This is a genomic window from Sphingobacterium rhinopitheci (genome assembly GCF_022627575.1).
GTDB lineage: Bacteria > Bacteroidota > Bacteroidia > Sphingobacteriales > Sphingobacteriaceae > Sphingobacterium > Sphingobacterium rhinopitheci.
This window is the reverse complement of sequence record NZ_JADEYQ010000016.1, coordinates 12557-37797: the sequence shown is the minus strand read 5'-3', so window position 1 is coordinate 37797 and position 25241 is coordinate 12557. Positions and strand designations below refer to the sequence as shown.

The 25241-nt window shown below is 34.1% G+C and carries 19 protein-coding genes; 11 read left to right on the top strand and 8 right to left on the bottom strand.

Annotated features, from left to right (window positions below):
- Positions 1-9 precede the first annotated feature (9 nt).
- The 4 genes from IP023_RS12850 (at position 10) to IP023_RS12835 (ending at position 5124) form a co-directional block, all read left to right on the top strand.
- Entirely contained in the window at positions 10-798 is a 789-nt protein-coding gene (locus IP023_RS12850) for a Cof-type HAD-IIB family hydrolase (protein WP_241790796.1), read from the top strand.
- A 144-nt stretch (positions 799-942) separates the two neighbouring features.
- The gene (gene mgtE, locus IP023_RS12845) at positions 943-2262 is read left to right on the top strand and encodes a magnesium transporter (RefSeq protein ID WP_241790795.1); all 1320 of its coding nucleotides are present in this window, start codon (positions 943-945) and stop codon (positions 2260-2262) included.
- A 67-nt stretch (positions 2263-2329) separates the two neighbouring features.
- Positions 2330-3625, top strand: a complete 1296-nt coding sequence (locus IP023_RS12840; protein ID WP_241790794.1) for an MFS transporter — start codon at positions 2330-2332, stop codon at positions 3623-3625.
- Between the two features lie 206 nt (positions 3626-3831).
- Complete coding sequence (locus IP023_RS12835) at positions 3832-5124, top strand: MFS transporter (protein ID WP_241790793.1); 1293 nt, start codon at positions 3832-3834, stop codon at positions 5122-5124.
- Positions 5125-5218: 94 nt separating this feature from the next.
- Here the strand turns inward: IP023_RS12835 and IP023_RS12830 are convergent, their stop codons facing one another.
- The 3 genes from IP023_RS12830 to IP023_RS12820 form a co-directional block, all read right to left on the bottom strand.
- Positions 5219-5404, bottom strand: a complete 186-nt coding sequence (locus IP023_RS12830) for a hypothetical protein (protein ID WP_241790792.1) — start codon at positions 5402-5404, stop codon at positions 5219-5221.
- Between the two features lie 478 nt (positions 5405-5882).
- Positions 5883-6845, bottom strand: a complete 963-nt coding sequence (yfdV, locus tag IP023_RS12825; protein ID WP_241790791.1) for a transporter YfdV — start codon at positions 6843-6845, stop codon at positions 5883-5885.
- A 99-nt stretch (positions 6846-6944) separates the two neighbouring features.
- Entirely contained in the window at positions 6945-8075 is a 1131-nt protein-coding gene (locus IP023_RS12820) for a cupin domain-containing protein (RefSeq protein ID WP_241790790.1), read from the bottom strand.
- A gap of 357 nt (positions 8076-8432) precedes the next feature.
- On the opposite strand from IP023_RS12820, the gene IP023_RS12815 reads away from it, so the two are divergent.
- Entirely contained in the window at positions 8433-9881 is a 1449-nt protein-coding gene (locus IP023_RS12815; protein ID WP_241790789.1) for an amino acid permease, read from the top strand.
- Between the two features lie 385 nt (positions 9882-10266).
- Here IP023_RS12815 and IP023_RS12810 read toward each other — a convergent pair whose 3' ends face one another.
- Positions 10267-12090 carry an alpha-1,3-galactosidase-related protein gene (locus tag IP023_RS12810; RefSeq protein WP_241790788.1) on the bottom strand — a complete coding sequence of 608 codons (1824 nt, stop codon included), beginning with the start codon at positions 12088-12090 and terminating at the stop codon, positions 10267-10269.
- A gap of 301 nt (positions 12091-12391) precedes the next feature.
- Between IP023_RS12810 and IP023_RS12805 the strand changes: the two genes are divergently transcribed.
- Positions 12392-13198 (top strand): TerC family protein, encoded by an 807-nt coding sequence (locus IP023_RS12805; protein ID WP_241790787.1) that lies wholly within the window; start codon positions 12392-12394, stop codon positions 13196-13198.
- Positions 13199-13631: 433 nt separating this feature from the next.
- Here IP023_RS12805 and IP023_RS12800 read toward each other — a convergent pair whose 3' ends face one another.
- Both IP023_RS12800 and IP023_RS12795 read right to left on the bottom strand, forming a co-directional pair.
- On the bottom strand, positions 13632-13931 hold the full coding sequence (locus tag IP023_RS12800) for a TFIIB-type zinc ribbon-containing protein (protein ID WP_241790786.1): 300 nt from the start codon (positions 13929-13931) through the stop codon (positions 13632-13634).
- Positions 13932-14555: 624 nt separating this feature from the next.
- Positions 14556-15299: a phospholipase A gene (locus IP023_RS12795; protein WP_241790785.1), complete on the bottom strand. Its 744-nt coding sequence runs from the start codon at positions 15297-15299 to the stop codon at positions 14556-14558.
- 419 nt (positions 15300-15718) lie between these two features.
- On the opposite strand from IP023_RS12795, the gene IP023_RS12790 reads away from it, so the two are divergent.
- Positions 15719-16045 carry a cupin domain-containing protein gene (locus tag IP023_RS12790; protein WP_241790784.1) on the top strand — a complete coding sequence of 109 codons (327 nt, stop codon included), beginning with the start codon at positions 15719-15721 and terminating at the stop codon, positions 16043-16045.
- Positions 16046-16929: 884 nt separating this feature from the next.
- Here IP023_RS12790 and IP023_RS15840 read toward each other — a convergent pair.
- The gene (locus IP023_RS15840) at positions 16930-17052 is read right to left on the bottom strand and encodes a hypothetical protein (RefSeq protein WP_262914415.1); all 123 of its coding nucleotides are present in this window, start codon (positions 17050-17052) and stop codon (positions 16930-16932) included.
- A 293-nt stretch (positions 17053-17345) separates the two neighbouring features.
- Between IP023_RS15840 and IP023_RS12785 the strand changes: the two genes are divergently transcribed.
- From IP023_RS12785 to IP023_RS15895, 3 genes are read left to right on the top strand one after another with little or no spacing between them, the layout of a single operon-like run.
- Positions 17346-20588: a SusC/RagA family TonB-linked outer membrane protein gene (locus IP023_RS12785; protein ID WP_241790783.1), complete on the top strand. Its 3243-nt coding sequence runs from the start codon at positions 17346-17348 to the stop codon at positions 20586-20588.
- A 34-nt stretch (positions 20589-20622) separates the two neighbouring features.
- Entirely contained in the window at positions 20623-22146 is a 1524-nt protein-coding gene (locus IP023_RS12780; RefSeq protein ID WP_241790782.1) for a RagB/SusD family nutrient uptake outer membrane protein, read from the top strand.
- Positions 22147-22201: 55 nt separating this feature from the next.
- On the top strand, positions 22202-23401 hold the full coding sequence (locus IP023_RS15895) for a YdcF family protein (protein ID WP_241790781.1): 1200 nt from the start codon (positions 22202-22204) through the stop codon (positions 23399-23401).
- Between the two features lie 176 nt (positions 23402-23577).
- On the opposite strand, the gene IP023_RS12770 is transcribed toward IP023_RS15895, so the two are convergent.
- Positions 23578-24462, bottom strand: a complete 885-nt coding sequence (locus IP023_RS12770) for a glycerophosphodiester phosphodiesterase family protein (protein WP_241790780.1) — start codon at positions 24460-24462, stop codon at positions 23578-23580.
- A gap of 530 nt (positions 24463-24992) precedes the next feature.
- On the opposite strand from IP023_RS12770, the gene IP023_RS15955 reads away from it, so the two are divergent.
- On the top strand, positions 24993-25199 hold the full coding sequence (locus tag IP023_RS15955; RefSeq protein ID WP_394801856.1) for an integrase core domain-containing protein: 207 nt from the start codon (positions 24993-24995) through the stop codon (positions 25197-25199).
- Positions 25200-25241 lie beyond the last annotated feature (42 nt).

Here is a 25241-nt window from a genome sequence, read left to right as displayed (position 1 = left end):
ACACTACACATGCAAAACAAAACTATTGATGCGGTATTTTTTGATATTGATGGTACTTTATTAAGCTTTAATACCCACGAAGTTTCCGCCTCAACGGAAGAAGCCATAGCGCAGCTTCAAGACAAAGGAATAAAAACAATATTATCTACGGGTAGGTCGATTAATAGTATTGATCATGTTAAATATTTGAATTTTGATGGCTATATAACGTTTAATGGTGGGTATTGTGTGACCAAAGAAGGAGAGGTATTATTCAAAAAAGCAATAGATCCTAGTGATATTAAAGCAGTTTTAGATTATGCACAGCAACAAGAATTGAGTTTTTCTTTCATGTCCGAAAAGGATATTACCATACATAACGTAACGGAAGATATTGCAGGGATGTATGCGCATTTAAATCTACCAGTGCCTAAGAAGTTTGATTTTTCAGAAGCAGAATTAGATTCTATTTTACAAACTAATATTTTTTTAGGGCCAGAGGAAGAACAGAATTTTATGGCTGAAATAATGCCTAATTCTTTGGCTTCGAGATGGTCGCCTTTGTTTGCTGATGTCAACCCAATGGGACAAAGTAAACAAGTAGGTATTGATATCTTTTGTGATTATTTTGGAATAGATCTATCACATACTATGGCATTTGGTGATGGCGGTAATGATATTACGATGCTTCAACATGTCCATATTGGGGTAGCGATGGGTAACGCTAACCCTGAAGTCAAAGCTATAGCAAATTATATCACAGATGATGTGGATTCAGATGGGATATGGAATGCATTAAAGCATTACGGGGTACTTTAGTCTTTGATAAAAAACATATATTCTCTAGTGAGAAATTTAAAACAAATACCATAAAATTAGGTTGTATAATAAATTGTGCCGGCAGAGTAGTTTCGTATATATACAAATGTTTTATGGCTCAAAATATATTATACAACTGAAAATATGGATAATATTTTTCAAAATCAACATCCGGCAGATATTGCCGAACATCTTACTGCGTTAGATAAGAAAAATAGAACGATTACTTTTTATCTATTGTCTAATGATAGTAAGGTCGAAGTTTTTTCTTATTTAGATTCGGATATTCAGCAGGAAATTGTTTCTAGCTTGACTGATCATGACTTGGCAGAAGTACTTAATAACCTAAGCCCTGATGATCGTACCGAATTATTTGAAACTTTTCCCGATGCATTGATTAAGCATTTTATCAATTTATTAAGACCTGAAGAACGTAATATAGCCTTGAATTTAATGGGCTATGATGAGCGCTGTATAGCACGTATTATGACACCCAACTATATTCAGGTTAAAGATTATTATACTATCTCGGAGGTTTTAGTGCATATCAAGAAGTTTGGTAAGCGTGTTGAAAATCTACATTATGTATTTATAGTAGATGATAATAATGTATTGATTGATGATTTGAGGATTGAAGATATCCTTTTAGCCGATGATGAGACAAAGGTTTCCTCTTTGATGGATAGTAATTTTGTAGCCTTACGAACTACAATGTCTATCGATGATGCAATTGAAGATTTTGAAAAATATGATCGTTCTGCAATCCCTATTGTCACCGAAAAAGGTGTTCTCGTTGGGATTGTTACTTCAGATGATATCTTAGAAGAAATGCAAGAGCGTGATACTGAGGATATCCAGAAATTTGGGGGGATGGAAGAGCTTGATGTGTCTTATACGAGGACACCTATTATGGAGCTTATTAAGAAGCGTGCTGGTTGGCTTGTTGTCTTGTTTATTGGCGAGATGTTTACGGCCTCTGCTATGAGTTATTACGATGGCGAATTAGAGAAAGCTATTGTTTTAGCCTTGTTTGTTCCCTTGATTATTTCTAGTGGTGGTAACTCTGGGTCACAGGCGGCCTCTTTGATAATTCGTGCTATGGCTTTGGGTGAATTAAAGCTTAAAGATTGGTGGTATGTGTTGGTCAAGGAGCTCAAATCCGGCTTGGCTTTAGGGACTATTTTGGGGCTTATAGGTTTTATGCGTATCGTTGTATGGGAAAAAGCAGGTATTTATGATTACGGTGAATATTGGCTTTATGTAGCATTGACAGTTTCATTATCGCTGGTCGTTATCGTTTTATGGGGTACATTAGCAGGAGCGCTGATTCCTTTTATACTACGAAAAATTGGGTTTGATCCTGCAACTGCTTCTTCTCCTTTTGTAGCTACTTTGGTAGATGTTTCTGGGTTGATTATTTATTTCAGTATTGCGGCTTCTATTTTGACAGGTAAATTGTTGTAGTAGTTTTTATTATTAAGGATTGATAATTAGATATACACGCTACGTAGTATATCATAATCTAATAGATATGCATAATGATCTTCAAAAACAAAAAACTAAAAAAACAATCCAAAGTATTGTTGGTGCTGCTTCAGGTAATCTAGTCGAATGGTTTGATTTTTATATCTATGCGGTATTCGTTGACTATTTTAAAGATGCCCTTATTCCTGGAGATATAGATGAAGGTACAAAGTCTATATATGCATGGGGGGTATTTGCGGCGAGTTTTTTTATGCGTCCCATTGGAAGTTGGCTTTTTGGTTATATAGGCGATAAATATGGTAGAAAGATATCCATGATTATCTCTATCGTCTTGATGAGTTGTAGTTCCTTCTTATTTGCCTTATTGCCTACATATGAAGCCGTAGGTATAATGGCGCCAATATTATTGTTGGTCGTAAGATTGCTGCAAGGGCTATCTGTAGGCGGAGAATATGGTACTGTAGCAACCTATATGAGTGAGGTAGCGCTCAAAGGGAGAAAAGGTTTTTTCTCTTCTTTTCAATATGTCACCTTGTCTGGAGGGCAATTGTTAGCAAGTTTACTGGGCGTGATTATGATTCATTTTATGAGTCATGATCAGTTGTATGATGGAGGATGGAGAATTCCTTTTGTCATAGGTGGCGTAGTGGCCCTATTTTCTTTATTCTTACGTAGTCATCTTCATGAAACATCAAGTACCGCGAGTCGTGACAATAAAGATAGTGGTAATATAATAGCCTTAATCCGGAAACATGGCCGTGCTTTCGCTACCGTAATAGGATTCACAAGTGCGGGTTCTTTAGCTTTTTATACCATCACGGTATATTCCAGGACCTATATCTCTGAAGGAATGGATAGTGAAACCGTAGGTTTGGTGATGACGGCTTGTTTGTTCGTATTTATGCTGGTACAACCGTTATTTGGTGCCTTAGGGGATAGATGGGGCAATCGTAAATCTATGATTTACTTTAGTGCTATTACTGCTATTACGATATATCCTGTGATGGCGATCGGTATGAAGGCCTATGCTGACAATCCATATATCATATTCATGCTGCTAAGTTTTATGATGATTGTTTTGAGTTTTTATACTTCTATTGGTGGATTAATCAAAGCGGAGATGTTTCCACAGGAGGTTAGGGCATTGGGTGTGGGCGTGTCCTACGCTATTGGTAATGCTATCTTTGGTGGTTCGGCTCCTGCTGTAGCTTTGAAGTTTAAAAGTGTCAATCAGGAAAATGTATTTTTTATATACGTTATTGTCATGCTTATTATCTGCTTCTTTATTAGTTTGTCTTTACCAAAGGAGCCTAAGCATCTTCACAATGAAGATCATCATTAGCTATAAATACTTCAATTGTTAAGTATAATATTTCTATCGAAAGATTTTATAGATATTGTTAAATGCCCTTATTTTAGGTTCTTTTAGATTTAAAATGGCCAAAGAATAATTTGGTTATCTCAATTTTAAAGCATCATATATTTTTGTTTATTATTACGATTAATATTTTTAACTTTAAAGATATTATCTTATTAAATTGTATATATATGCATGAAGAAACAAAAAAGGGGAAATCTAGAAGAGCTATAAAGAGTATTATTGGCGCGGCCTCTGGAAATTTAGTTGAATGGTTTGATTTTTACATTTATGCTGTATTTGTAGCATATTTTAGAGATGCTCTTATTCCTAGCGATCTGGATGCAGGCGCCAAATCAATTTATGTATGGGGAATATTTGCCGCAAGTTTTTTTACTCGACCGCTAGGTAGTTGGCTTTTTGGATACATAGGAGATAAATATGGACGCAAGAAATCCATGATTATGTCCATTATATTAATGAGCTTTAGCTCTTTTTTGTTTGCGCTCTTACCTACATACGAATCCGTAGGGGTAATGGCACCACTATTATTATTGGTTGTCCGATTATTACAGGGACTTTCTGTGGGCGGAGAGTATGGCGCTGTAGCAACCTATATGAGTGAGGTCGCCCTCAAAGGAAGAAAAGGGTTTTTCTCTTCCTTTCAATATGTCACCTTATCAGGAGGACATCTGTTGGCAAGTCTTATGGGGGTTATTATGATTAGTTTTATGAGCGCTCAGCAATTATATGATGGTGGTTGGAGAATTCCATTTGCTATTGGCGGTGTGGTAGCTCTTTTGTCGTTATTTCTGAGAAGTCATCTCCACGAAACATCAAGTGTAGCGAGTCGTGACAGTAAAGACAGTGGAAATATAATATCATTAATTCGAAAGCATACGCGTGCATTTTTTACGGTAATCGGATTTACAAGTGCAGGTTCTTTATCATTTTATACCATTACGGTATATTCTAGAACCTATATTTCACAAGGATTAGATACCCAAGCTGTTGGGCTAGTTACGACAGCATGTCTTTTTGTATTTATGATTGTTCAGCCTATTTTTGGAGCTTTAGGTGATAGGTGGGGAAATCGTAAATCTATGATCTATTTTAGTATTTTTACAGCACTCCTTATATACCCTGTAATGGGGATTGGGATGAAGACCTATGGTGACAATCCCTATATCATTTTTGTATTGCTAAGTATTATGATGATTACTTTAAGCTTTTATACTGCCATAGGTGGAATTGTAAAAGCCGAGATGTTTCCTAAAGAAGTTAGGGTACTAGGGGTAGGTGTTTCTTACGCTATTGGTAATGCTATATTTGGAGGAACAGCACCTGCTATGGCCTTGAAGTTTAAAGATATAAATCAGGAAAATTTATTTTTCATTTACGTAATAGTAATGCTTGTAATATGCTTATTTGTAAGTATGACTATGCCTAAAGAACCACAGCATTTACATGACGAAGAGCATTGATTATAATGGAGTAATCAAAATAGCTTGAAGGGCATATAAATAATAGCTTACTCCTTAAGTATTATTTATATGCTTTATAGCAGATGTTGAAAGTTTAATCGATAGCCTCTAGTTCAATTCCTAGAAAATCATCTGTATGGAAGATGCCATTGAAATAGTACCTGCATTTGTATACTGCTTTATCAGGATCTTCTACGTTTTCTTTTACTACCTCAATAATAAACATATGTATACTATTACTGAAGAATTTGTGTATTACTCGTTGTGTTGCTTGTAGCATAGTGTTTATATTTTGATTAATACTATTAAATTGACCTCTATTTACTAATATATGCTTAAGATTTGGACTAGGTAGCTACCCTTTATACTAGCTAGTATATATCCTAAATAACAGCACAGATTGATACGCTAATAGCGCTAATTTCAATTACATCTTATATTATATAACGATTTATACGTTTTAATGTTTTGTGCTTGTTTTTTTTACCTGACATATCTGTTTGCCATCATGTTAGGTAAAGGTGTAATCTACCTTAAAAATCGCTACCCTTAAAAATGTAGTTTTGATCTGTTTATTTATAGTGTTCTAAACTCAAAAGGTGAAATAGTGATTTGCTGTTTTTGGAATTTTCTTTTGGTTGCAAAATAACAAAGGCTATATAAAATAGCCTTTGATTGTATTTTTTTAATTTCTTCACTTAGTATGATATCGGCTATACAATGCAATATATAATTTATGTATCATAATGGATATCGTGTCAATGACTAAGTGTTTTGGCTAAATATACCCAAGCTGGTGCTGCTATGATAAAACCTATTACACTTACTGCAAGGCTTGATGTCGCTTGCCGTGTATACACGTTATATTGTCCTGAAATGATCACACCAGAGAATGCAGGAGGTAGTGCAACACCTAACACAAGCATCTGTAATGTTAAACTACTGAGATTGAAGAATAATCCTGCTGCTAAAAATATACCCGGCATTAAAATCAGTTTGAAGAATGTATTATAAGCAATCTCCCAATCAAGCTCAAACTTGTAAGCAGCTAGTGTAAGTCCTGCTGCAAATACAGCAACACTTGAGTTTGCTTGTGCAAGTAATTTAAACGTAGGATCAAGTTGAGTAGGTACTTTAATTCCGATAAGAACAAACAATACAGCAAGGATAGGAGCCCAAACAACAGGCTGTTTTAAAGAAGAAAGGAGTGCATTTCCTTGGCTTTTAGCATTTGGATCCGTACTACTTTTTCCTGCATTCAATAAGTATAATCCAATCGGAATAGTTACAGCATTTACGACAATTGCAACAATTGCAACCACTAACCCTGTTTCAATACCTGTTCCAAAAAGTGGATCAAGAATGGCATAGCCGAGAAAACCTATCGTAGGAGATCCAGCGACAAGAGCACATACGGCACCCTCAGCTTTCGAGCGCTTAAAAAACCATTGTACAGTATAATAAGAAAGCATAAATAGGGATACTAGCCCCACAAGAGATATAATGCTTAGGGTTGCATTTTCAAATAGCATTTCTCTATCAGCTTTAACGATTGAAATAAACAATGCTGCTGGTAAAGCGTAATCTAAGACTAGTTTGTTTAAAACTTGAGATTGACCTTCTTGAAAAACATTCTTTTTGCCACTGATATACGCAATAGCCATAATCACTAAAATGGGTATAAGATCAGCAAAAAGCATTTTCGACATAAAACTTTCCATATGTAGCCTTTTATATTTTTTTAGCTAAGAGACTTATTAAGAGATGATATACATTGTTAATAAGTCCCTTAGCTAATTTTTATGTGATGAAAAAATAGATTATCCTTTAACGATTGTTTGATATTTTTGACGTAAAGAGTCAATAAATGGCTCTTCAATATCTAAATGTCCAGTTACAAGACTTTTTGGGGTTAGAGCTAACCAGTTGTTAAGTGATACATCACTATAAAGACCTTTATGGAAGACGTTAAGAACACGTACTGGTTCTGTACCTGTATTTTCAATGTAGTGTGTTAAGGTTCTTGGAACATAACCTACATCACCGGCTACGAAATCGAAAGTTCTGGCATTATTCACCGCATCAAAAACCGTCATTCGTGCTTGTCCACTAATATAATATTGAATCTCATCAGCATCTGGGTGCCAATGTATTTCGCGCATCCCTCCAGGTTCTAAATCTATAATAAGCGTAGCAAGATCTGTAGCTTCAAAAGTGCGCTTGTCAATTAATTGTGTTGCCCCACCTTCAAATATATTTTTTGGATGCTTTGATGCTTTGAAAACATATTTATCCGTAAAATTAACAGCACCAAGCTCTTTACGTACTTCTTCAATAGGTCCGGGAACAGGAAGACGGAAGATATATTTTTCACTTGCTGGAATACCATCAAATGCACTTTCTGGAACGCCAAAGTTTTTCGCTAATACCTCTTTAGGCGTATGAGCAAATAACTCTGTTACTAAGAGGGTTTGATTTTCTGAGAAGTTACCATCACTAAAAACAAGTACAAACTCAGTACCTTCTTCTAGACCTTGAATGGCATGTGGAAATCCCGGAGGAGCATACCAAAGATCTCCTTCTTCTAGATCTTCAATTAATGTATTCCGTTGATCGTCTATTAAATAGAATCTAACTTTTCCTTTAAGAACATAAGCCCATTCGCCTTCTTTATGCCAATGAAGCTCACGAGTAACGCCAGCAGGTAAACGCATATTTACAATAGCCATCTCTTTCAAGCTACCCAATTCTCTTTGGGTTACTTCACGAGCCCATCCACCATCTTCTAAACGGTTGTGTGCCATGGCAAATGGGAATTTTAAATTGGGAATTCCACCATGATCTGTTTCAGGGGGTAAAAGGATATCTGGATTTTGGTTCTCAACTTCAAAGTTACGAGGGCCGATAATATCCGCCCCTTGGCTGCCGCGAATTGGTTCTTTATTTTTCATATTTGTATAAAATGTTTTCTATAGAACATTTTTATACGTTAAAAGTTTTATAAAATAAATTATACAAAAGTAAATGTGTTGTTCGCAATAGGCTAGTATCTTAGCCCTCTAAGAGTTCGGAGTGATATATTAAATTTCAAATTAATACAATTGATATTATGAAGTACAGAAAATGGACTTTAGCACTGAAGTTAGAAATCCTATCTGCAGGGGAAACTACTAGTCTTGTATAATGCTAGGTTTAATTGTAAATCATCAAACTAAATTGGATATTTTGGGTTATTAATATTAGGAGAAGATAATCTCAAAAGATGATACTTAATTTAATTTTTGATTTATTAATTATAACTATGCGTTATGGGACAACCAGATAATTCAAGTAGCACAACTAGGACGGCAGAAACTAGTAAACCTTTAACAGGGCCTGGGTCAATGAGTAAGTTCGCATTCTTTGCGATGACAGCTTCTTTATTTTTAACTGTTTATGAATATCCGACTTTTGCACAGAGCGGGCAAACACTAATTTTTTATTTAATATTATGTGGTGCTTTATGGTTTTTACCTGTAGCATTGTGTGCAGCCGAATTAGCAACTGTTAAAGGTTATTCCGATGGTGGTATATTTTCATGGGTAGGTAAGCCTTTAGGAACGTCTATGGGATTTGCTGCATTATTTTTTCAATGGTTCCAAATTACAGTTGGTTTCGTAACAATGTTTTACTTTATTATTGGTGTTTTTGCTTCTGTATTGGATATTCCACAGCTCAACGAGGTACCTTGGATAAAGTTCAGTGTAGTACTAGTGCTTTTTTGGATTACTACATTATTACAATTTAGGGGAACTTCTTTTACCGCAAAAATTGCTAAATATGCCTTTTCTTTGGGTATTGTCCTGCCCGTATTAGCTTTAGCTGTTTTAGCGATTTATTACTTTAGTAATGGCCATACTGTCTCAACGAATTTTACAGGTGTTGATTTCTTTCCAAAAGAAGGTAACCTTGCTGCAATGACAGCCTTCGTATTAACCTATATGGGAGTAGAAGCTTCTGCACCTAAAGCTGTTGGTTTAAATAACTTTAAACGCAGTTATCCGTTAATTATGATGGGATTAGTTTTAGTTGGAGTTATATTATGTACTTTAGGGGGTAGTATCGTTGCTATGGTGATAGAAGGAAATATATCTTCTAATGAGGGTTTGATTGATGCTTTTCGCGTATTAATTTCACCCGGAAAAAATTCTTGGCCGGTAATTGTAATTGGCGTATTAATTTGTTTTGGAATTTTTGGACAAGTTTCTTCTTGGGTAGTGGGACCAACTTCAGGTCTTCAATATGTAGCTGAACAAGGATATCTGCCAGCTCGTTTTGCAAAGAAAAACAGTAAAGGTGTTCCTACCTTTATATTACTAATTCAAGGAATAATTGTAACTATTTGGGCAGCAGTTTTAACTTTTGGTTCTGGTAGTTCGGGAGCTAATATGTCTTTCCAAACTGCTATCTCACTTACTGTTGTTATTTACTTAAGTGCTTATGTGTTATTCTTTGTTGCTTATTTTGTGGTTGTATTTCGTCATAAAGATGCACCAAGAGATTATGCAGTTCCTGGAGGACTAATTGGTAAAGTTTTCTTTGGTGGAGCTGGTTTAATAATGTCTTTATTAGCCCTATATGCAGCCTTCTCTATACCATCTTCAATGTCTGCAAGCGAAGGTAGAAGTTATATTGTGATTCTAATATGTAGTTTTATAGCTACTATTGTGTTTCCATTTATACTGTATAAGATTTTCAATAAAGGTAGAGAGAGTTAGTTTTAATAACTTAAAACCAATAATATTCTACATCATAATACCATTTAAGCACAAAGGCTAAACTTATTTAAGTGTAGCCTTTGTGCTTGTAATTTCGCCTATAATATTGGAATTAGTTTAACCTATATTCATAAATGTATATACTATAACCAAAAATTTTAATAATTCATGCTTATTCCTCAGGCAGCGATAAACCTTACCCCTAAATCTTTTAAAGTATCAAAAACCGGCTACTAGCCGTCATAATAATCCATAAGAAAGCTGTCTAAACAATTTAGACAGCTTTCATTGTTTTCGTGGAGCTACTATCCGTATTTATGCTTTCGAATGACAAGATAGAGGCGATTCGGGGTTACATCTTTCAATGCCTAAACCGTGCTCTATATTAGTTGCTCGGGTAGATAAGTGGCTTACCGTCTATAGTATTGTCTTTTAAAGTAGCATGAATAACGCGATCGAATAATATTTCTTTTTTATTCCAGTGAAAAGCAGGGAAATCTTTGTTGGTCACGATCTTATTCTTGATGAACGTGATACCATCCACAGATTTTGCATACAGCAGAGGCTTGTCAAAGGTCTCGAAGGTATTATTTTCTATTTTTATATTACTGTGGAAATATTTCTTTTGGTTTTTCAAATCAGGAATTTCAGGGTATATCGATATCACTGCATTGGTAAATTGAAAATTACTTGTCAATGCATTGATAAAGGTATTTTTGCGAATCAAGATATCCCGAGTTGAGCCTGTTTCGTACCATCCGTTTGCATCACCACATAATAAAATTGCCGTGCCCGAGGTATGATCAAATAGGTTATTGCTGACAATAGTTCGTTGCGGCGTACTGAATAAAGCGCCACGTGCTCTATTGTTACGGACGATATTATGTGTAAATTCTACTTTTGGTGTCCATGTAAGGTTTTCTATACCCAGATCGAGTACTGTAGGATCTATTTCGTCACTTAAGGTTTGTGTGAAAACAATTTTAAACTCGCGTATAGGATCGTTAGCCTCCTTACGTAGTACCTCAATTGAAGCAATGCTATTTTTGCCTTCGTAAAGTTCCATAGTTTTAGACTGTATAAACTGTACCGAATCATCCATATAGCCCCAGTCGAAGCCATAGGCTTGTCCATGCATATAGCGCGCTATAATTGTATTCTTATCAATTTTTTTCAATACCTTCAAGTAGGTGCCATGGATATTAATAGCATCATCCATCATATTTTCATAAAGGCCATTTTTAGCGATAATAACTCCTTTGCAACTTGAAAAATGCGTGGCATCCGCTTGTGCTGTGAAATAACGAGGGTCATTCTTTCCGCGAAAAGCCACATTAAACTGATCCAAATATATGTTTTCTGTCAGTTGAGCTAATAAACCCATACCTTCTGAATAATGAACGGTAATGTTGCTCAAGCTGATGTTCAGCCCCTTGTGCACGAATATCCCAGGATTAGGTCGCTGCCAAGAGCGCATCGCTACGACCATACCAGGTTTTAATTTGTCATTTTTCCAATTAAGGGCTTTAATGACGCCAGGAGCTATTTCAATGACTTTTTTTGTGCCTACAGCAATATCACTGGTATTATAGACAATATGTTTACTGTCTTTTTCAAAAACAATACCTGCAGTAGGGTGCATTTTCCATTGATGTCCCGTGTTATAAAAAATGCTATCCTTGATGCTGTACGTTACCCAAGGTGCCGTTTTATATGTTATCGTCCCTGACGCTAGGTCATTTTCTAAAATCTCTACTTGACAGATTTGCGGTTGCTCGAAATCGATATGGATATTCTTTAAAGAAACGTTTTTATTGTCAACTAATGCTATAGGCAGCATACGTCCATGGAAGATAAAGTCTGCATCCTGACCGTCGATAATCATATTCTCGTACTGCTCTAAGGATATACCGACAGTTTTGGGATTGTCTTGGTCATGATTAGAAATATAATATTCCCGCTGTACCGCTCCCTCCGGATAGAAGTCGTAACGCCCCTTTTTAAAGCGTATCACCACTGAGTTGTTATTGCCGGCTTCTGCCATGATCTGTTGTATGGCTTTATTCACCAGCGCGCTCATATTTGCACCAGTATTAGGAAGCACACCATAGTGCTCTAATTTAAAGACCTTGCTGGTTGCTGCCTGCACATGAATGCACAAGAGTATAACAGCTATTATTAATAAACCTTTTTTAGTAAAATTAGGCATAGGTATAATGATTTATATATATTAATTTCTTTTTATTTATATAGGAAACTGGGTTGCTTATAAGCTTAGCTTTAACGTGGTATTTCTAGGCTTAGGTTAATGCAATTTCCGCAAAAGTATAAATTTCCATTTATTTTATAAGGTTATTTTCAAAAAAGGTTATACCTGTTTAAATTTTTCCTGTATTATAGGGATAGTTAAATTTTTTGTTAGACATAGATGGTTATAAAAAAAGATATACTTAGATTTACAAATTATTTTTTAACCAAAAGGTTACCATTTACTATTACATACATTTATTATGGATTTTAGTGTTTTTTTACAAGCAGATGCACTTATTGCATTATTTACTTTAACAATGTTAGAAATTGTTTTAGGAATAGATAATATTGTATTTATCTCTATTTTAGCAGGTAAACTGCCGGCTCACCAACAAAAGAAAGCTCAGCAGCTTGGTTTGTTTTTAGCCATGTTTACACGTGTTTTACTTTTATTTTCATTAAGCTGGGTAATGAGTTTAACAAACCCTCTATTCAATATAGGGGCTTTAATTGGTGTAAATGACATAGAATGGTTGGATAAATTAGCTATTTCTGGACGCGATTTAATCTTACTGGTTGGGGGATTATTTTTAATTTATAAATCAACTGTAGAAATTCATCATAAAATTGAAGGTGTTGTAGAGGAAGGAGGGAAAGTTAAAGTTCACTCTTTTGCTAGTACAATTATTCAAATATTAATTTTAGACATTGTTTTTTCTTTAGATTCAGTAATTACAGCTGTTGGAATGGCTGATCAAATAGAAGTTATGATTGCGGCGGTTATTATCGCTGTTGCTGTAATGATGTTGTCCGCCTCAACTGTTTCTAAATTTGTAAACGATCACCCAACAGTAAAAATGCTAGCTTTATCTTTTTTATTGCTTATCGGTGTTTCTTTACTAGCAGAAGGATTCGATCAACATATTTCTAAAGGGTATATTTATTTTGCTATGGGATTCTCTATCATGGTAGAATTTTTAAATCTAAAAATGAAAAAGAAAAATAGTAATCCTGGGATTGTAAGAAGCATGGTTGGCGAATCTGATAAACAGAATGAAAATTTGTAGTAGATCTAATTTGAAGTGGACTTAAAGAATTGAAATCGTTTTGAGTATTTTTTTAATATGTACAACCTAAAAAATGTTAGTGAGTAGTTTAAAAAAATATCTGATGCGAGGTGTTGAAGAGATTAAACTTTAAGTTATACTTTGGTCGTGAAGTTACAAAGGCTATCCTGTATAGCCTTTGTAAGTTCCTTTTTACAATTTCTATCTTACTATATTATCTGCTATCCAAACTGGGGAGTTTATCAGTGTTCGGATATCTTAGTTTATTTCATCTAATTATATATATCGAATAATTAGATGCGTTTCCAATTGAAATGGCCATAAATGACCTTTTGTTAGAATATTTTATTATTTATTCCTCCATACGTAAATTTGCTTGGTACAATATGGTTATCAATTTCTTTTCACGTTCGTATTGTAGCAAAATTTATGTTTAGTCAAAATCGAATAAATCAGACAAAAAAGATTTCTTTTTTCGTCCATGTTGTTGTGGATATGAATTTCTGTCTGAATATTTATCGTTTCTTTCGTAACCTTCTTGATAAGGTACTCGCTCGTTATCAAAGGTTTGTTTTCTAAAATTATTCCCCTCTGTATTTTGAACGGAATACTCCAATAACTTATCTAATTCGCCTTTATCCAACCAAATTCCTCTGCATGTAGGACAATAATCGATTTCAACATTTTGACGTACCGTCATTAATAGGGTTTCATTACAGTTCGGACACTTCATATTTTTTAAATTATATTTAAACTTAAGTAAAATTAATTGTGCATGGATTATTATTATCTTTTTTTAACATTTTGCTATTAACTGCATAATATATTCCCGCACATGTACATAAAATCAGCAGTATGGGTTAAGTAATTTTTTAATATACTGTCCTTTCTTGTTTACTTGTAAGATTTCCTACTGTAGAATGTTGACGTTCTTGATTATATCAGATTTCAATATATTCGAATAATTCACCCCTCATCTGCTCTTTGGAAATCAATTTGTTGCCATTTTCCACGCTGCCAATGAAGTTTATTCAGTTTTATTACCATCGCTAATACTTCAGCCAATACATTTATTGTCTTATAAGGCTAGCAGGGTAGTTAGGTAAATAAAGCCTTCTTTGGTATAGATGTAAGTAATATCAGATACCCAAACTTGTGATTTTTTTGAGAGCCTAAAGGTACGATCTAATACATTGTCCATTATTTCATGTGAATGTTTTGAATTAGTTATCACCTTAAATTTTGCACCTATATTGCTGTGCAGGCCTATTTATTCATATTCCTAACAAACTATTTTAGAAATTTAATATATTGAAGCTAATTCAATAACAGGCATGTCTACCATGCTGTTTTTTTATCAATAGAAACGCATGAAATTTGGTTTTAGAATCACTCCAAGCCTAATCATACTTATGTTTTTCTTATAATCTAAAAGATTTTCTGCGGTACCTTGCCACCACTGTAATGTAAAATATTGGTTCGTCTTTGCGAATGGTTTCCAACTGATTTCAGTTAGAAAGCTCCCTCTATCAAAGTTTTTACCCATTCGAGCGGAAGCATCTGCAAATAATTTATTCTTTATAATCATCCAGGACATTTGTATTTCGCCATATCCGATGTACTTGGTAATGTCTGGATTGTCAGAGATACCGATAGGAGCCCATAGTTTGAGTGAGGCGTGTAGGTTTTTAGAAAAGATCTGTGCGTACCTTATAGAAACAAAATTCCAACTGCGGGAGAATGTACTGTCTCTCCCATTAGATTCATGTTCTATAGAAAACATGAGCAATTTAGAAAACTCACCCTTGCTGTAAATAGGTTTTATCAATAAAAGACCTGGGTTGTAGTTTGTTTCAGCAAATGGGCTTGAATTACGAAAAATATCCCAAAATGATTTTTGAGTATAGGTAAAATAAGAATAGATTTCGCCAGGTAATGCTTCATTGTTTATTCGGTATTTAAAACTGAATTGAAATTTAGCATCTGAATTATATGCATCCGGCTTTTGGTTCATAGGAACTCCAACAATGAAATAGTTGTCCTTAAATATTGTAAAGGCTGGGGAGGATTCAATAATGTTATCTACGGAATCCTTATTCATGTGAACTTGTGAAAATAGGAGGTTGTAGGGTAAAACAAGTAGTAAAGTAAGTAATGATGCTGTAAATATGGGAAAGTACTTTTTAATAACTTTAAAGCAGTTAGGTTGTATGTTTTTCACGTTTATTGTTTTTCGAAATATTCCCTATTATAACAAAGATTATAGCCATTTTGTTTTTCTTTTTGATTGTTACTACAGCACGAAGAATATAATACTTCTAGTACGTCATCAACCTAAATTGAACATGTAGCGCTATTATTATTAGTATTGATAAGTTTCAGAAAATGTTTTTTTATATAGGTATAAAGGGTTCTAATTCGTATCATGATTAATAGGTGGCATAATTCTTTGCTTTAAAAAAACAATTAAGTCTTTTGTTATGTTTAATAAAATGAAAATTAACTATAAAAAACATAATTATGACAGGATTAGGCTCAATTAAATTTGGAGATGTGACCATCAAAATACTGAGCAACAGTGACTCTTTAACTGTTGCAGAATTACATTTTCCAGTAGGTGCAGTAGCAGCATTACACCAGCACGTAAATGAAGAAAATAACTATGTTGTAAAAGGGGTTTTTGAAGCTACAGAAGGTGCTTCAAAAGCAATTATTAATCTTGGTGATGTAATATATGTTGCACCAAATGTTCAGCATAATCTCAAGTGTATAGGGAATGAAGATGGTATCATACTTACATCATGGACACCTTCACGTAAAGATTTAATTGAAAAAATATCCCATTAAAGTTCATTGTGCTAACATTTTATTTACGCCAAATAATTGGAGTGCTACTAAAAATAGTAGACCGTTTAGCGTAAATTATCTATCTTGAAGAAACAATATGCTAGTCGGTATTAGTCTCCGTAAAGTTTCCTAAAGATTTTATGGCTACCTGTCCAATTTTTTGCTGATAATCTACATTGTGTATGTTTTCAAACTAAATTGGACATTTGATATTCTAAATTGATTGAAGAAAAAAGAAAGCTACAAGAGTAATTAAGTAGCATAAAGTAGACTATCAATAGTGATTTTTCCTAATTCATTTTACCAATATTGTTCTGCTTAAGAATTTAAGGTTTTATAGGATGAGTTTTTGTTTTTTGATAAATTTTGAAAAGCATCTTGTTCGCTTAAAGCCGAAAACTATATTCGAATATTTTGTGTGTTTTTAGTTAGATCAATTTTAATACCTTATAACTTGTTATTAATCTTTTGATTATTCTTGCTGTCAAATTCTGTACCCTAATATACGGTGAGAATACCTACATTATATATTGTCTTAGCGCTTTTAGTTCCTATAATTATTTTTGATTTATTGTATATGTATTGCTAACAACAGCGTTGTTTAGCACATCGTTATAACCAAGAATAAATCCATTTCTTTCCTAGTGGAAATTTGTATTCGTATACCCCCAAATCTTAGTACTTACTAAAAGAATTGCTGATTTGTTCTGCTAACTCTATTTATAAAATCATGGACCAACGTATTCACTTTGTTTATGAATAGGTTTGTTTTGATAATAAATTCCTAGGTATGTTTTTTTCATTTTTAAGGCACCACTTCCTTTACAACCAGTCACTTCAATTATGTGTAAAACCTATTATTTTTTTTGCTAGATATCCATATCCTATTTTGAAATAGTGTATAGGTGTGGTAAAATATTCATCTGATAAAAAGTGGAGGAAGCTCCTGGAGAAGGTTGTCCATCATCAGCAGAAGGAACTAAAACTACTTCAACTTGTTTAGTCAAAGTTTGAGCTTTTACTGATTGGATTAAACGGATTACAATGTAGAACGGATTATACGAGATAGATTTTCATTTCATCATTTTGATTTATTGGCAAATGCATAGTTCGATTTCGTTAATAACACCTTATCCTGTAAAATTAACAATTTGGTAATAATCAATATAATATTAATTAATATTTAGGGTGAAATTCCTGGTTTTGATGTTTGTAGATGAAGATAAGTTAATGTGAGGCAAATATTGTATTAACATTTGATGGCTAGTTTTGCTGGCAAATTAACTGGATAACATTTTATATGAAAATCAAATCGAACAAATTATTGTGGGTACTGATGGCTTTATCAACGACCTCGATTTCTGTACATGCCGAAACATTTTCTTTTTCGGAGAATATGTTAATTAACCAAGAACTATTGCAAGGAAAGGTTTTAGGGAAAGACGGCGAGCCTTTGGTTGGTGCTACAGTTATTAATCAAAGAACAAAAGTATCATCGCAAACAAATTCGATAGGTGATTTCAGTATTGAGGCTATAAAAGGAGACTTACTCTCAGTTTCATATATTGGTTATGCAACATTGTCTTATAAAGTAGATAATCAGTTGAGACCAGAGATTATATTGAATAGTGATGGTAAAGAAATTGAAGAAGTCTATGTTTCTATAGGATACCAACAAGTAAGAAAGTCTGATGTGACAGGTGCGATTTCAAGTGTAAAGGCTGATGAATTGAACTTGACTTCACCAAAATTAGGTCAAGCAATGGTTGGTAAAATTGCTGGTGTGCAAGTTATGCAAACTTCCGGTGCTCCTTACGATGGTACAAAAATTAGAGTACGTGGTATGGGATCAATTAACGCAGGTTCAGATCCTTTATATGTAATAGATGGTTATCCAGCAGGGAATAATTTGAATATCAATCCTAATGATATAGAAAGTATAGATGTATTAAAGGATGCTGCTTCTGCTGCGATTTATGGTTCAAGAGGAGCTAGTGGGGTTGTCCTTATCACAACAAAGAGAGGTAAAGAGGGGAAAAATAATATTGATTATGAATTACTAGGAGGTTTTGGACAATTATCAAAGAAGATTGATTTACTGAATTCTGAAGAATTTATTGATTTATTAATTGATGGCCGTAATAATACGTATAGAGACTTAGTATTAGGAAGAGGCATGGCTTGGGACGACGCTATGCGTTTTGATGATAATGCATCTCGTGTTTCTCGTGTTGGTAATGCTGGATCTATTACTATTCCTGAAGAATACTATGATTTTACTACTGGAACAGCTAAAAAAGCTAAATATGATACGGACTGGCAAGATGCATTGTATAGGAATGCACCCTTTCAACGTCATAATTTGTCGGCTTATGGGGGTAGTGAAAAGACAAAGTACTATGTGAGTGGTTCCTATCAAAACCAACAAGGTATAATGCTTAATACAGGTCAAGAGACTTTTAATATACGTGTAAATGTTGATTCTAAAGTGAGTGATCGTTTGACTGTAGGAGCTAATGTAGCGTTTACATATAATGATAATAAAGAAGTGACTACTGGCCGTTTTGACAGAAGTCCATCTATGTCTGCTTTAATATATGCGCCTACATTACCTGTTTATAATGAGGATGGCACCTATGCGCAATATGAAATGGCTGCGCTTTCTGCAGCTCAATATGGTATTCAAAATCCAGAAAATCCTCTTGCTTATGTTTCTAAGATCAAAAATACAAGATTAGGCAAGCGAGGTTTGTATAATGCTTTTGCAGATTTTAAGATATTGGATGGTTTATCTTTACGTGTGAATGGTGGTTTATCTACTAATGATCAGAAATATGATTATTATAGGCCTACAAGTATTTCGAACGGGAACAATCAACCGTTCTCAGATAATGCGAAATCGGCAGCTTATGCAGATGCTAATAATAGAAGCGAAATTGACAAGCTGGTAGAAGCAATTTTAAACTATAACAAAACGTTTAGCGAAAAACATACGATATCTGCACTTGCAGGTTATTCTGCACAAAGGACAGATACGGATTATATTGCTGTACGCGCTAGAGGTTTTCAAAATGATGCTATAGGTGAAATCACCGATAAAGGAGCAGATCCTTCAAACTTTGTATTAGAAGATGCCTTTAAAAGAGTAACTACATTACAGTCATATTTCTCACGTGTTAATTATAGTTATGATTCGAAATATTTCGTGTCAGCATCATTACGTACAGATGCTTCTTCACGCTTTGGTTTGAATAATAAATGGGGGGTATTCCCATCGGTATCTGCTGGATGGACGGTATCAAATGAAAGCTTTTATAATAATTGGTTAGGTTCAGGTTCTACTGTGAAGTTAAGAGCAAGCTGGGGACGTAGTGGAAACAACAATATTGGTGATTATGCAAATATCACAAATTTTAGTAGTCCGACTGGTGTAATTATTGGTGATAGAGTAGAGACGGCTTATTATCCATTGGATCTTAAAGATTCAAATCTTGGATGGGAAACTACATCTCAATATAATGCTGGATTAGATATCGGATTATTAAATGGTAGCGTAAATGTAATGGCTAATGTTTACTTGAGTAGCTCCACTAATCTATTATTTAATCAACCAATTTCTGCTATATCTGGCGCAAATACAATCTTAACAAATCTTCCAAATAGTAAAGTTCAAAATAAGGGTTTTGATATTCAATTGGACACCAGGATAATACGTACTTCAGATTTCAATTTGGGATTTAGTGGTAATATAAATGTGAATAGAAATAAAGTACTGGCTCTTGGGGGAGCTTCTACAATCTTTACTAATGGTGCTGAGCGTTCGTATATCACACACGTGACACAAGAAGGCAGTCCTATCGGAATGTTTTATGGATTTAAAGTTTTAGGTTTAGCTACTGAAGAAAATTATCAAACTGTTGCCCCATCATCAGCATCGACGACTGCGTTGCAGCCTGGTGATTTATATTTTGAGGACGTTGACGGTAATGGTATCGTTAATGATGAAGACAAACGTATCATAGGTAATCCACATCCTGATTTTACATATGGTTTTGCTATAGACCTAAATTATAAAGATTTTGATTTTAGAACTTCTTTTAATGGTTCACATGGCAATGATGTGTTAGATGGATATGATTATTATTTGTACAATATGGAAGGTAGTGGTAATCAATATGCAGATGTAGCTCAACGATGGAGATCTCCAAGCAATCCTGGTAACGGTGAAGTGTACCGTGCAGCGCGTGGTGGTACTCAAAGTAATAGTACTCGTTTATCAACTTTTTATATTCAAGATGCTTCTTTTTTAAGAATGACAAATGTGATGCTAGGCTATACATTGCCTAATGAGGTGGTAAATAAATTGAAATTGGGTGGTTTGAGATTCTATGCTTCAATCGATAATCCATTGACATTTTCAAAATACAAAGGTTATAATCCGGAGCCAGATTACAATCAGCGAGGAAATCTTACACCAGGAGTTGATTACGGTTTATATCCACTTGTAAGATCATATAATTTAGGTTTAAAAGTTACATTCTAAAACAGAATTTCTATTATTTTAATAATTGTCAACAATGAAAAAGCGATATATTTTACCATTTATTTTATTAGCCTTAGGCTCTTGTAAGAAAGATTTTCTCAATCAGAGTGATCCAAATGCTGTTTCTGTAGAGAACTTTTTTAAAAGTGAAAGTGATGTTGGGGCTGCCGTAAATGGTCTTTACGAAGTATTAAGGTCAGGAAATACAGTAGGCGAAGGGAGTGCATTATATAATGAAGAACGTTCGGACAATGCTGGTAGAGATGATAATCAATCCAATGCAGGAGAGCCATTTCAATTTAATGATTTTTCGATATTACCTAGTAATAGTTATTTGAGAACACATTGGTCTGCTATGTTTGATGGGATAGCTAGATGTAATACAGTTTTATCAAGAATCGAACAGGTGGAATTATCAAATGAAGCATTGAAAAAAAGATATATTGCCGAGGCTAAATTTGTACGAGCGTTATTATATTTTCATATGGTTCGCAAATTTGGAGATATTCCTTTAGTTACAGAAGAAATCACTACAAAAGAGCAAGCTGTTGCTTTAGCATTTCGTGTGAAAGAGGTTGAAGTGTATAAACAAATAGTAAAGGATTTGACTGATGCATTGGATAGTAATTTGCCAAATCAGCAGTGGGAATATCAAGTTGGGAGAACCTCAAAAACGGCTATAAATGCACTTTTAGGTCAAGTGTACTTGACAATGGGGACGACATTTACAGATGATAAACAAGCTAATCTTTTGAAAGCTGAACAACATTTAGAAGCTGCATACGCAGCCCGTACTTTTGGAGAGTTGTCTGAAATAAACTATAGTGATGTTTTTGATGTGAATCAAAAAATGAACTGTAAAGAGTTGATTTTTCAAGTTCAATATTTGCAAGGTGATCAGAAATACCACTCTAATATAGCACGTAATAATCAAGCTAGAGGTGAAAATATTAATTCTCAATTTCCTTCAACTGGTGTAGGTACTAGAGCAAGTAAAGACTTGGTAAGTGAATATGAAGTCGGAGATATTAGAAAAGAATTCTCTGTGAAATTCGCTACTGATTCTCGTGTTAATGATTGGTTTGTTACCAAGTTTAGAGATAATAGTGCCGCTGCAGGAACTACTGGCTGGGGCGGTAATGATTGGATATTGATTCGTTATGCTGATGTGATGTTGATGTTAGCTGAGACGAAAATGTACTTAGGTGAAGAAAGTGAAGCGATTGTTTTATTGGATGAGGTACGGGAGAGAGCAGGTTTGCCTTCGTATGATATTTCAATACAAAATCCTACTTATGTAAATTTATACCCAACATTGAAAGATGCGATTTTGCATGAAAGACGTGTAGAATTAGCGTTCGAAAATCATCGTTGGTTTGATTTAATCAGAACTTACAAGCCACAGGAATTAGTTGATTATTTTTCTACAAAAAACCAAGCTAATTATGGCAATGCTAAGCTGTCTAATATTAGTGTCAAAGATAGATATTTTCCAATTCCTTTTGATGAGTACAAGTTAAATCCTGAGCGAATGTATCAAAATATAGGGTATAATTAATGTTATGAGAGCCTTTATTATATGTTTATTATTTTTCTGTGCTACCATTAACCTGGTGGCACAGAACTCAAACAAAAGCCCAATACCAAGTTCTCCAGAAGAATGGGGGATTTCAAAAAACTACTATTTAAACTACCTTCTTTATAAACAGCCATCTATTATAGAAACATTAGTTTTAAATGATAAAGGAGTTGGACAATTGTTGTCGGAAAAGAAAAAGGCATTGCATAATGCTGTAGTAGATTGTAAAGATGTATCGTGTTATATAGACCGATTTAAGTGGTCTGATGATGAGATATTGATATTACAAAAGTCTTTAAATCGCGCTTATGATGAGCAAGAAGATTTCAGAACACTAGTGCATGAAATATTGATGTCAAGTTCTAAATATAGTGTAAATGATAAGCTTATTTCTCCAAAAGAATATTTAACAATTGCGTTGGTACAAGACTTTAAGGCAATGAATTTTGCAATTGATGTATATGCAGGAGGAAAGAAACCTAATTATCCACGAATCGATTCGATATCATTCAATACCTCAAATAAATCATATTTGAATGTACTGAAAGATGTGCAACAAGATGTTTTGAAAGATATGAAGCAAAACTCAGCTGTTTTCTTTTTACCGATGATTTCAGCAATCCGTTTTTTGGAGATTAATGAAAGATGGGATGCTGCTTTATTGGAGCCATTGGAGTATAACGAAAACCTAGCTGCTATTGTTAAAAGCAAAGATTTGAATTGGAGTAAATATCCATATAGCGCTTTATTAGTCTTAGGAGCTGGTCCTGATAAGTATAATCAACCTATTAGTCCGGGCGGTATATTGAGATGTAGAATGGCTGCAAGAGCTTATCAAGAAGGTTTAGTTCCATTTATTATTGTTTCTGGAGGAAGAGTACATCCTTACAAAACTCCCTATGTCGAAGCTATTGAAATGAAGAAATATTTGGTTGAAGTATGTAATATTGCCGCTGACGCTATTTTGATAGATCCCCATGCGAGACATACCACAACAAATATGCGCAATGGTTCACGACTGTTATTAAAATATGGATTTCCAAAGGATAAAATGTCCTTAGTAGGAAGTAGTATTGGGCATATTGATACAGTGGAGAAAATGGGTAATCGTTGTGTAAGGGAATTAGGGTATGTTCCTTATACTCTAGGAAAGAGAGTTTCTGATGTATTGTTGGAGTTTTTACCTTCTGAATCATCTTTTGTTATCGATTGGGATGAACCATTAGATCCATAAATAAATAGAAAAGTCATTCATCAGATGAATGACTTTCCTGAAACTAAAGTGTTTTTTATTAATTGTAATCGCCAATATTTCTTATGAAATATTGGCGATTTAGCTTTTAGCTATCTATTATAGTGATGAAATTTTGATGACCTTATATAGGGTATGCTCTAAAAATGGTTTGTGTTTTACCATTCTTTTTTACGTAAATAATCAACCAAATAAGGAGTTCTGTCTGTTTGAATAATTCTGGCATTTAATTTATTTATCAAATAGCCGTAAGCAGCATCTGGATTGTCAACAGCTAAATCATCATCATGACCGCCTGCTAATGTGTCCCAAAGGGTGTTGTACCAAATTAGACTTTTACCTTTTAGACTTTTAGCGAGTTCTTTTGGCAGAGGATTTGAATCGTTTTTGTAAACGAACTCATAAGCGACAGGGTTAAGTTGTTTGTCAAAATCTTTAATGAGTTGTAAAGCATTTGCATTATCCAAGTTGATAATAGGCATATAAATCACTTTATCTAAATATTGGTGAAATTGCTGCTTTACAGTTTTTACATCCTTATTGCCTTTCATGACTATATGATCCGTCGTATTTGTTTTTTCTAGAATTGGATATATATCATCAAAAATATCATAAGCCTTATCCAAATTCAACATTACCTTGCCTTTGGAGAATAATAAAGCCTCTTCTAAAGTAGGGATATTATGTCTGCTGCGTATACCAGCGCCATTTTTTAGCTTTAATGTTCTTAATGAATCTAATGTCCAATCAGATACTTTTCCCTTACCTGTAGTTGTACGCTCTAATGTTTTGTCATGCATCAATATGATATGACCATCCTTTGTTTTCGCTACATCTATTTCTACAATATCTGCGCCGGCTTCGATTGCTAAATCAATAGCCTTGATTGAGTTTTCTGGAGCCTGTCTCCATTCGCCACGATGTGAGACTACAAAGACTTTACTTTCATCACGATTTATTAATGCATTGCGCGTATCCGTGATTTGTGCTAATAATACATTATTAGCAAACAGAATAGTCAGTGCTAAGAAGATCTTTTTCATGTTTTATAAATTAGGATTCTAAGAATTGTTAATGTGTTATATAAAATTAATTTTGGTTAAAATATGAGGTGTTAAAGCTGTTCTGATCTATATTCAAATTTTGATTATATAGACTACAAATTAAACACTTATCTAATAAATTAGCGTTAATTTTTTGGAAATTTATTGTTAATAAATGAGCTGTCATATGATCTCTAGTTTTACAGTTAGCGTATAGGAGCATACTTTAAACGGTCTCATACGCAAATTGGAGTGTTATCTTTGCGTGGAGATAGATTTTAAGAAATAGATTTAAACTATGTGTGTTAATGTAAATTGGATATCTAAGTATACTCTTATGTCGAGTGCCTGGTGCGATGACTTTGCCAAAGAATGATACAAAAGTAGAATTCCCTCTTAAGCGCTTGGTTATCAGTAGGAGGGAGCGGGGATATTCAACAAGGACTCATAGTTCATTCAGATAGCGGCATCCTGTATGCTTCAAATAAATCACCAATCTTTTTTCTATTAATATAAAAATAATACAAAGGATGCGTAGAAAAGAGAATTGTAGGGACAATGCAATAGCCGAAAGTTACTTTAAAATAATAAAGTATGAGTGGCTAAATACATTCAAATATATTTCTTCGGAACAAATATCTGATTCTATTGCTGAGTATATAAAATGGTTTAATACAAAAAGAATACATTCCAGTCTAGGTTACTCAACTCCGCTGGAAATTAAAGCGTATAAATAAAAAAGTGGCTTGAGAAAAATAGTCCTAAAATATTAGGAGTCC

What these genes read in the sequence shown, in the direction of transcription:
- IP023_RS12850 (WP_241790796.1), top strand. Translation starts at nt 10, where the DNA reads ATGCAAAACAAAACTATTGATGCGGTATTTTTTGATATTGATGGTACT.
- IP023_RS12790 (WP_241790784.1), top strand. Translation starts at nt 15,719, where the DNA reads ATGACAGGATTAGGCTCAATTAAATTTGGAGATGTGACCATCAAAATA.
- IP023_RS12780 (WP_241790782.1), top strand. Translation starts at nt 20,623, where the DNA reads ATGAAAAAGCGATATATTTTACCATTTATTTTATTAGCCTTAGGCTCT.
- IP023_RS12810 (WP_241790788.1), bottom strand. Translation starts at nt 12,090, where the DNA reads ATGCCTAATTTTACTAAAAAAGGTTTATTAATAATAGCTGTTATACTC.
- IP023_RS12815 (WP_241790789.1), top strand. Translation starts at nt 8,433, where the DNA reads ATGGGACAACCAGATAATTCAAGTAGCACAACTAGGACGGCAGAAACT.
- yfdV (WP_241790791.1), bottom strand. Translation starts at nt 6,845, where the DNA reads ATGGAAAGTTTTATGTCGAAAATGCTTTTTGCTGATCTTATACCCATT.
- IP023_RS12830 (WP_241790792.1), bottom strand. Translation starts at nt 5,404, where the DNA reads ATGCTACAAGCAACACAACGAGTAATACACAAATTCTTCAGTAATAGT.
- IP023_RS12795 (WP_241790785.1), bottom strand. Translation starts at nt 15,299, where the DNA reads ATGAATAAGGATTCCGTAGATAACATTATTGAATCCTCCCCAGCCTTT.
- IP023_RS12835 (WP_241790793.1), top strand. Translation starts at nt 3,832, where the DNA reads ATGCATGAAGAAACAAAAAAGGGGAAATCTAGAAGAGCTATAAAGAGT.
- IP023_RS12800 (WP_241790786.1), bottom strand. Translation starts at nt 13,931, where the DNA reads ATGAAGTGTCCGAACTGTAATGAAACCCTATTAATGACGGTACGTCAA.
- IP023_RS12770 (WP_241790780.1), bottom strand. Translation starts at nt 24,462, where the DNA reads ATGAAAAAGATCTTCTTAGCACTGACTATTCTGTTTGCTAATAATGTA.
- IP023_RS12820 (WP_241790790.1), bottom strand. Translation starts at nt 8,075, where the DNA reads ATGAAAAATAAAGAACCAATTCGCGGCAGCCAAGGGGCGGATATTATC.
- IP023_RS12785 (WP_241790783.1), top strand. Translation starts at nt 17,346, where the DNA reads ATGAAAATCAAATCGAACAAATTATTGTGGGTACTGATGGCTTTATCA.
- mgtE (WP_241790795.1), top strand. Translation starts at nt 943, where the DNA reads ATGGATAATATTTTTCAAAATCAACATCCGGCAGATATTGCCGAACAT.
- IP023_RS12840 (WP_241790794.1), top strand. Translation starts at nt 2,330, where the DNA reads ATGCATAATGATCTTCAAAAACAAAAAACTAAAAAAACAATCCAAAGT.
- IP023_RS12805 (WP_241790787.1), top strand. Translation starts at nt 12,392, where the DNA reads ATGGATTTTAGTGTTTTTTTACAAGCAGATGCACTTATTGCATTATTT.
- IP023_RS15955 (WP_394801856.1), top strand. Translation starts at nt 24,993, where the DNA reads ATGCGTAGAAAAGAGAATTGTAGGGACAATGCAATAGCCGAAAGTTAC.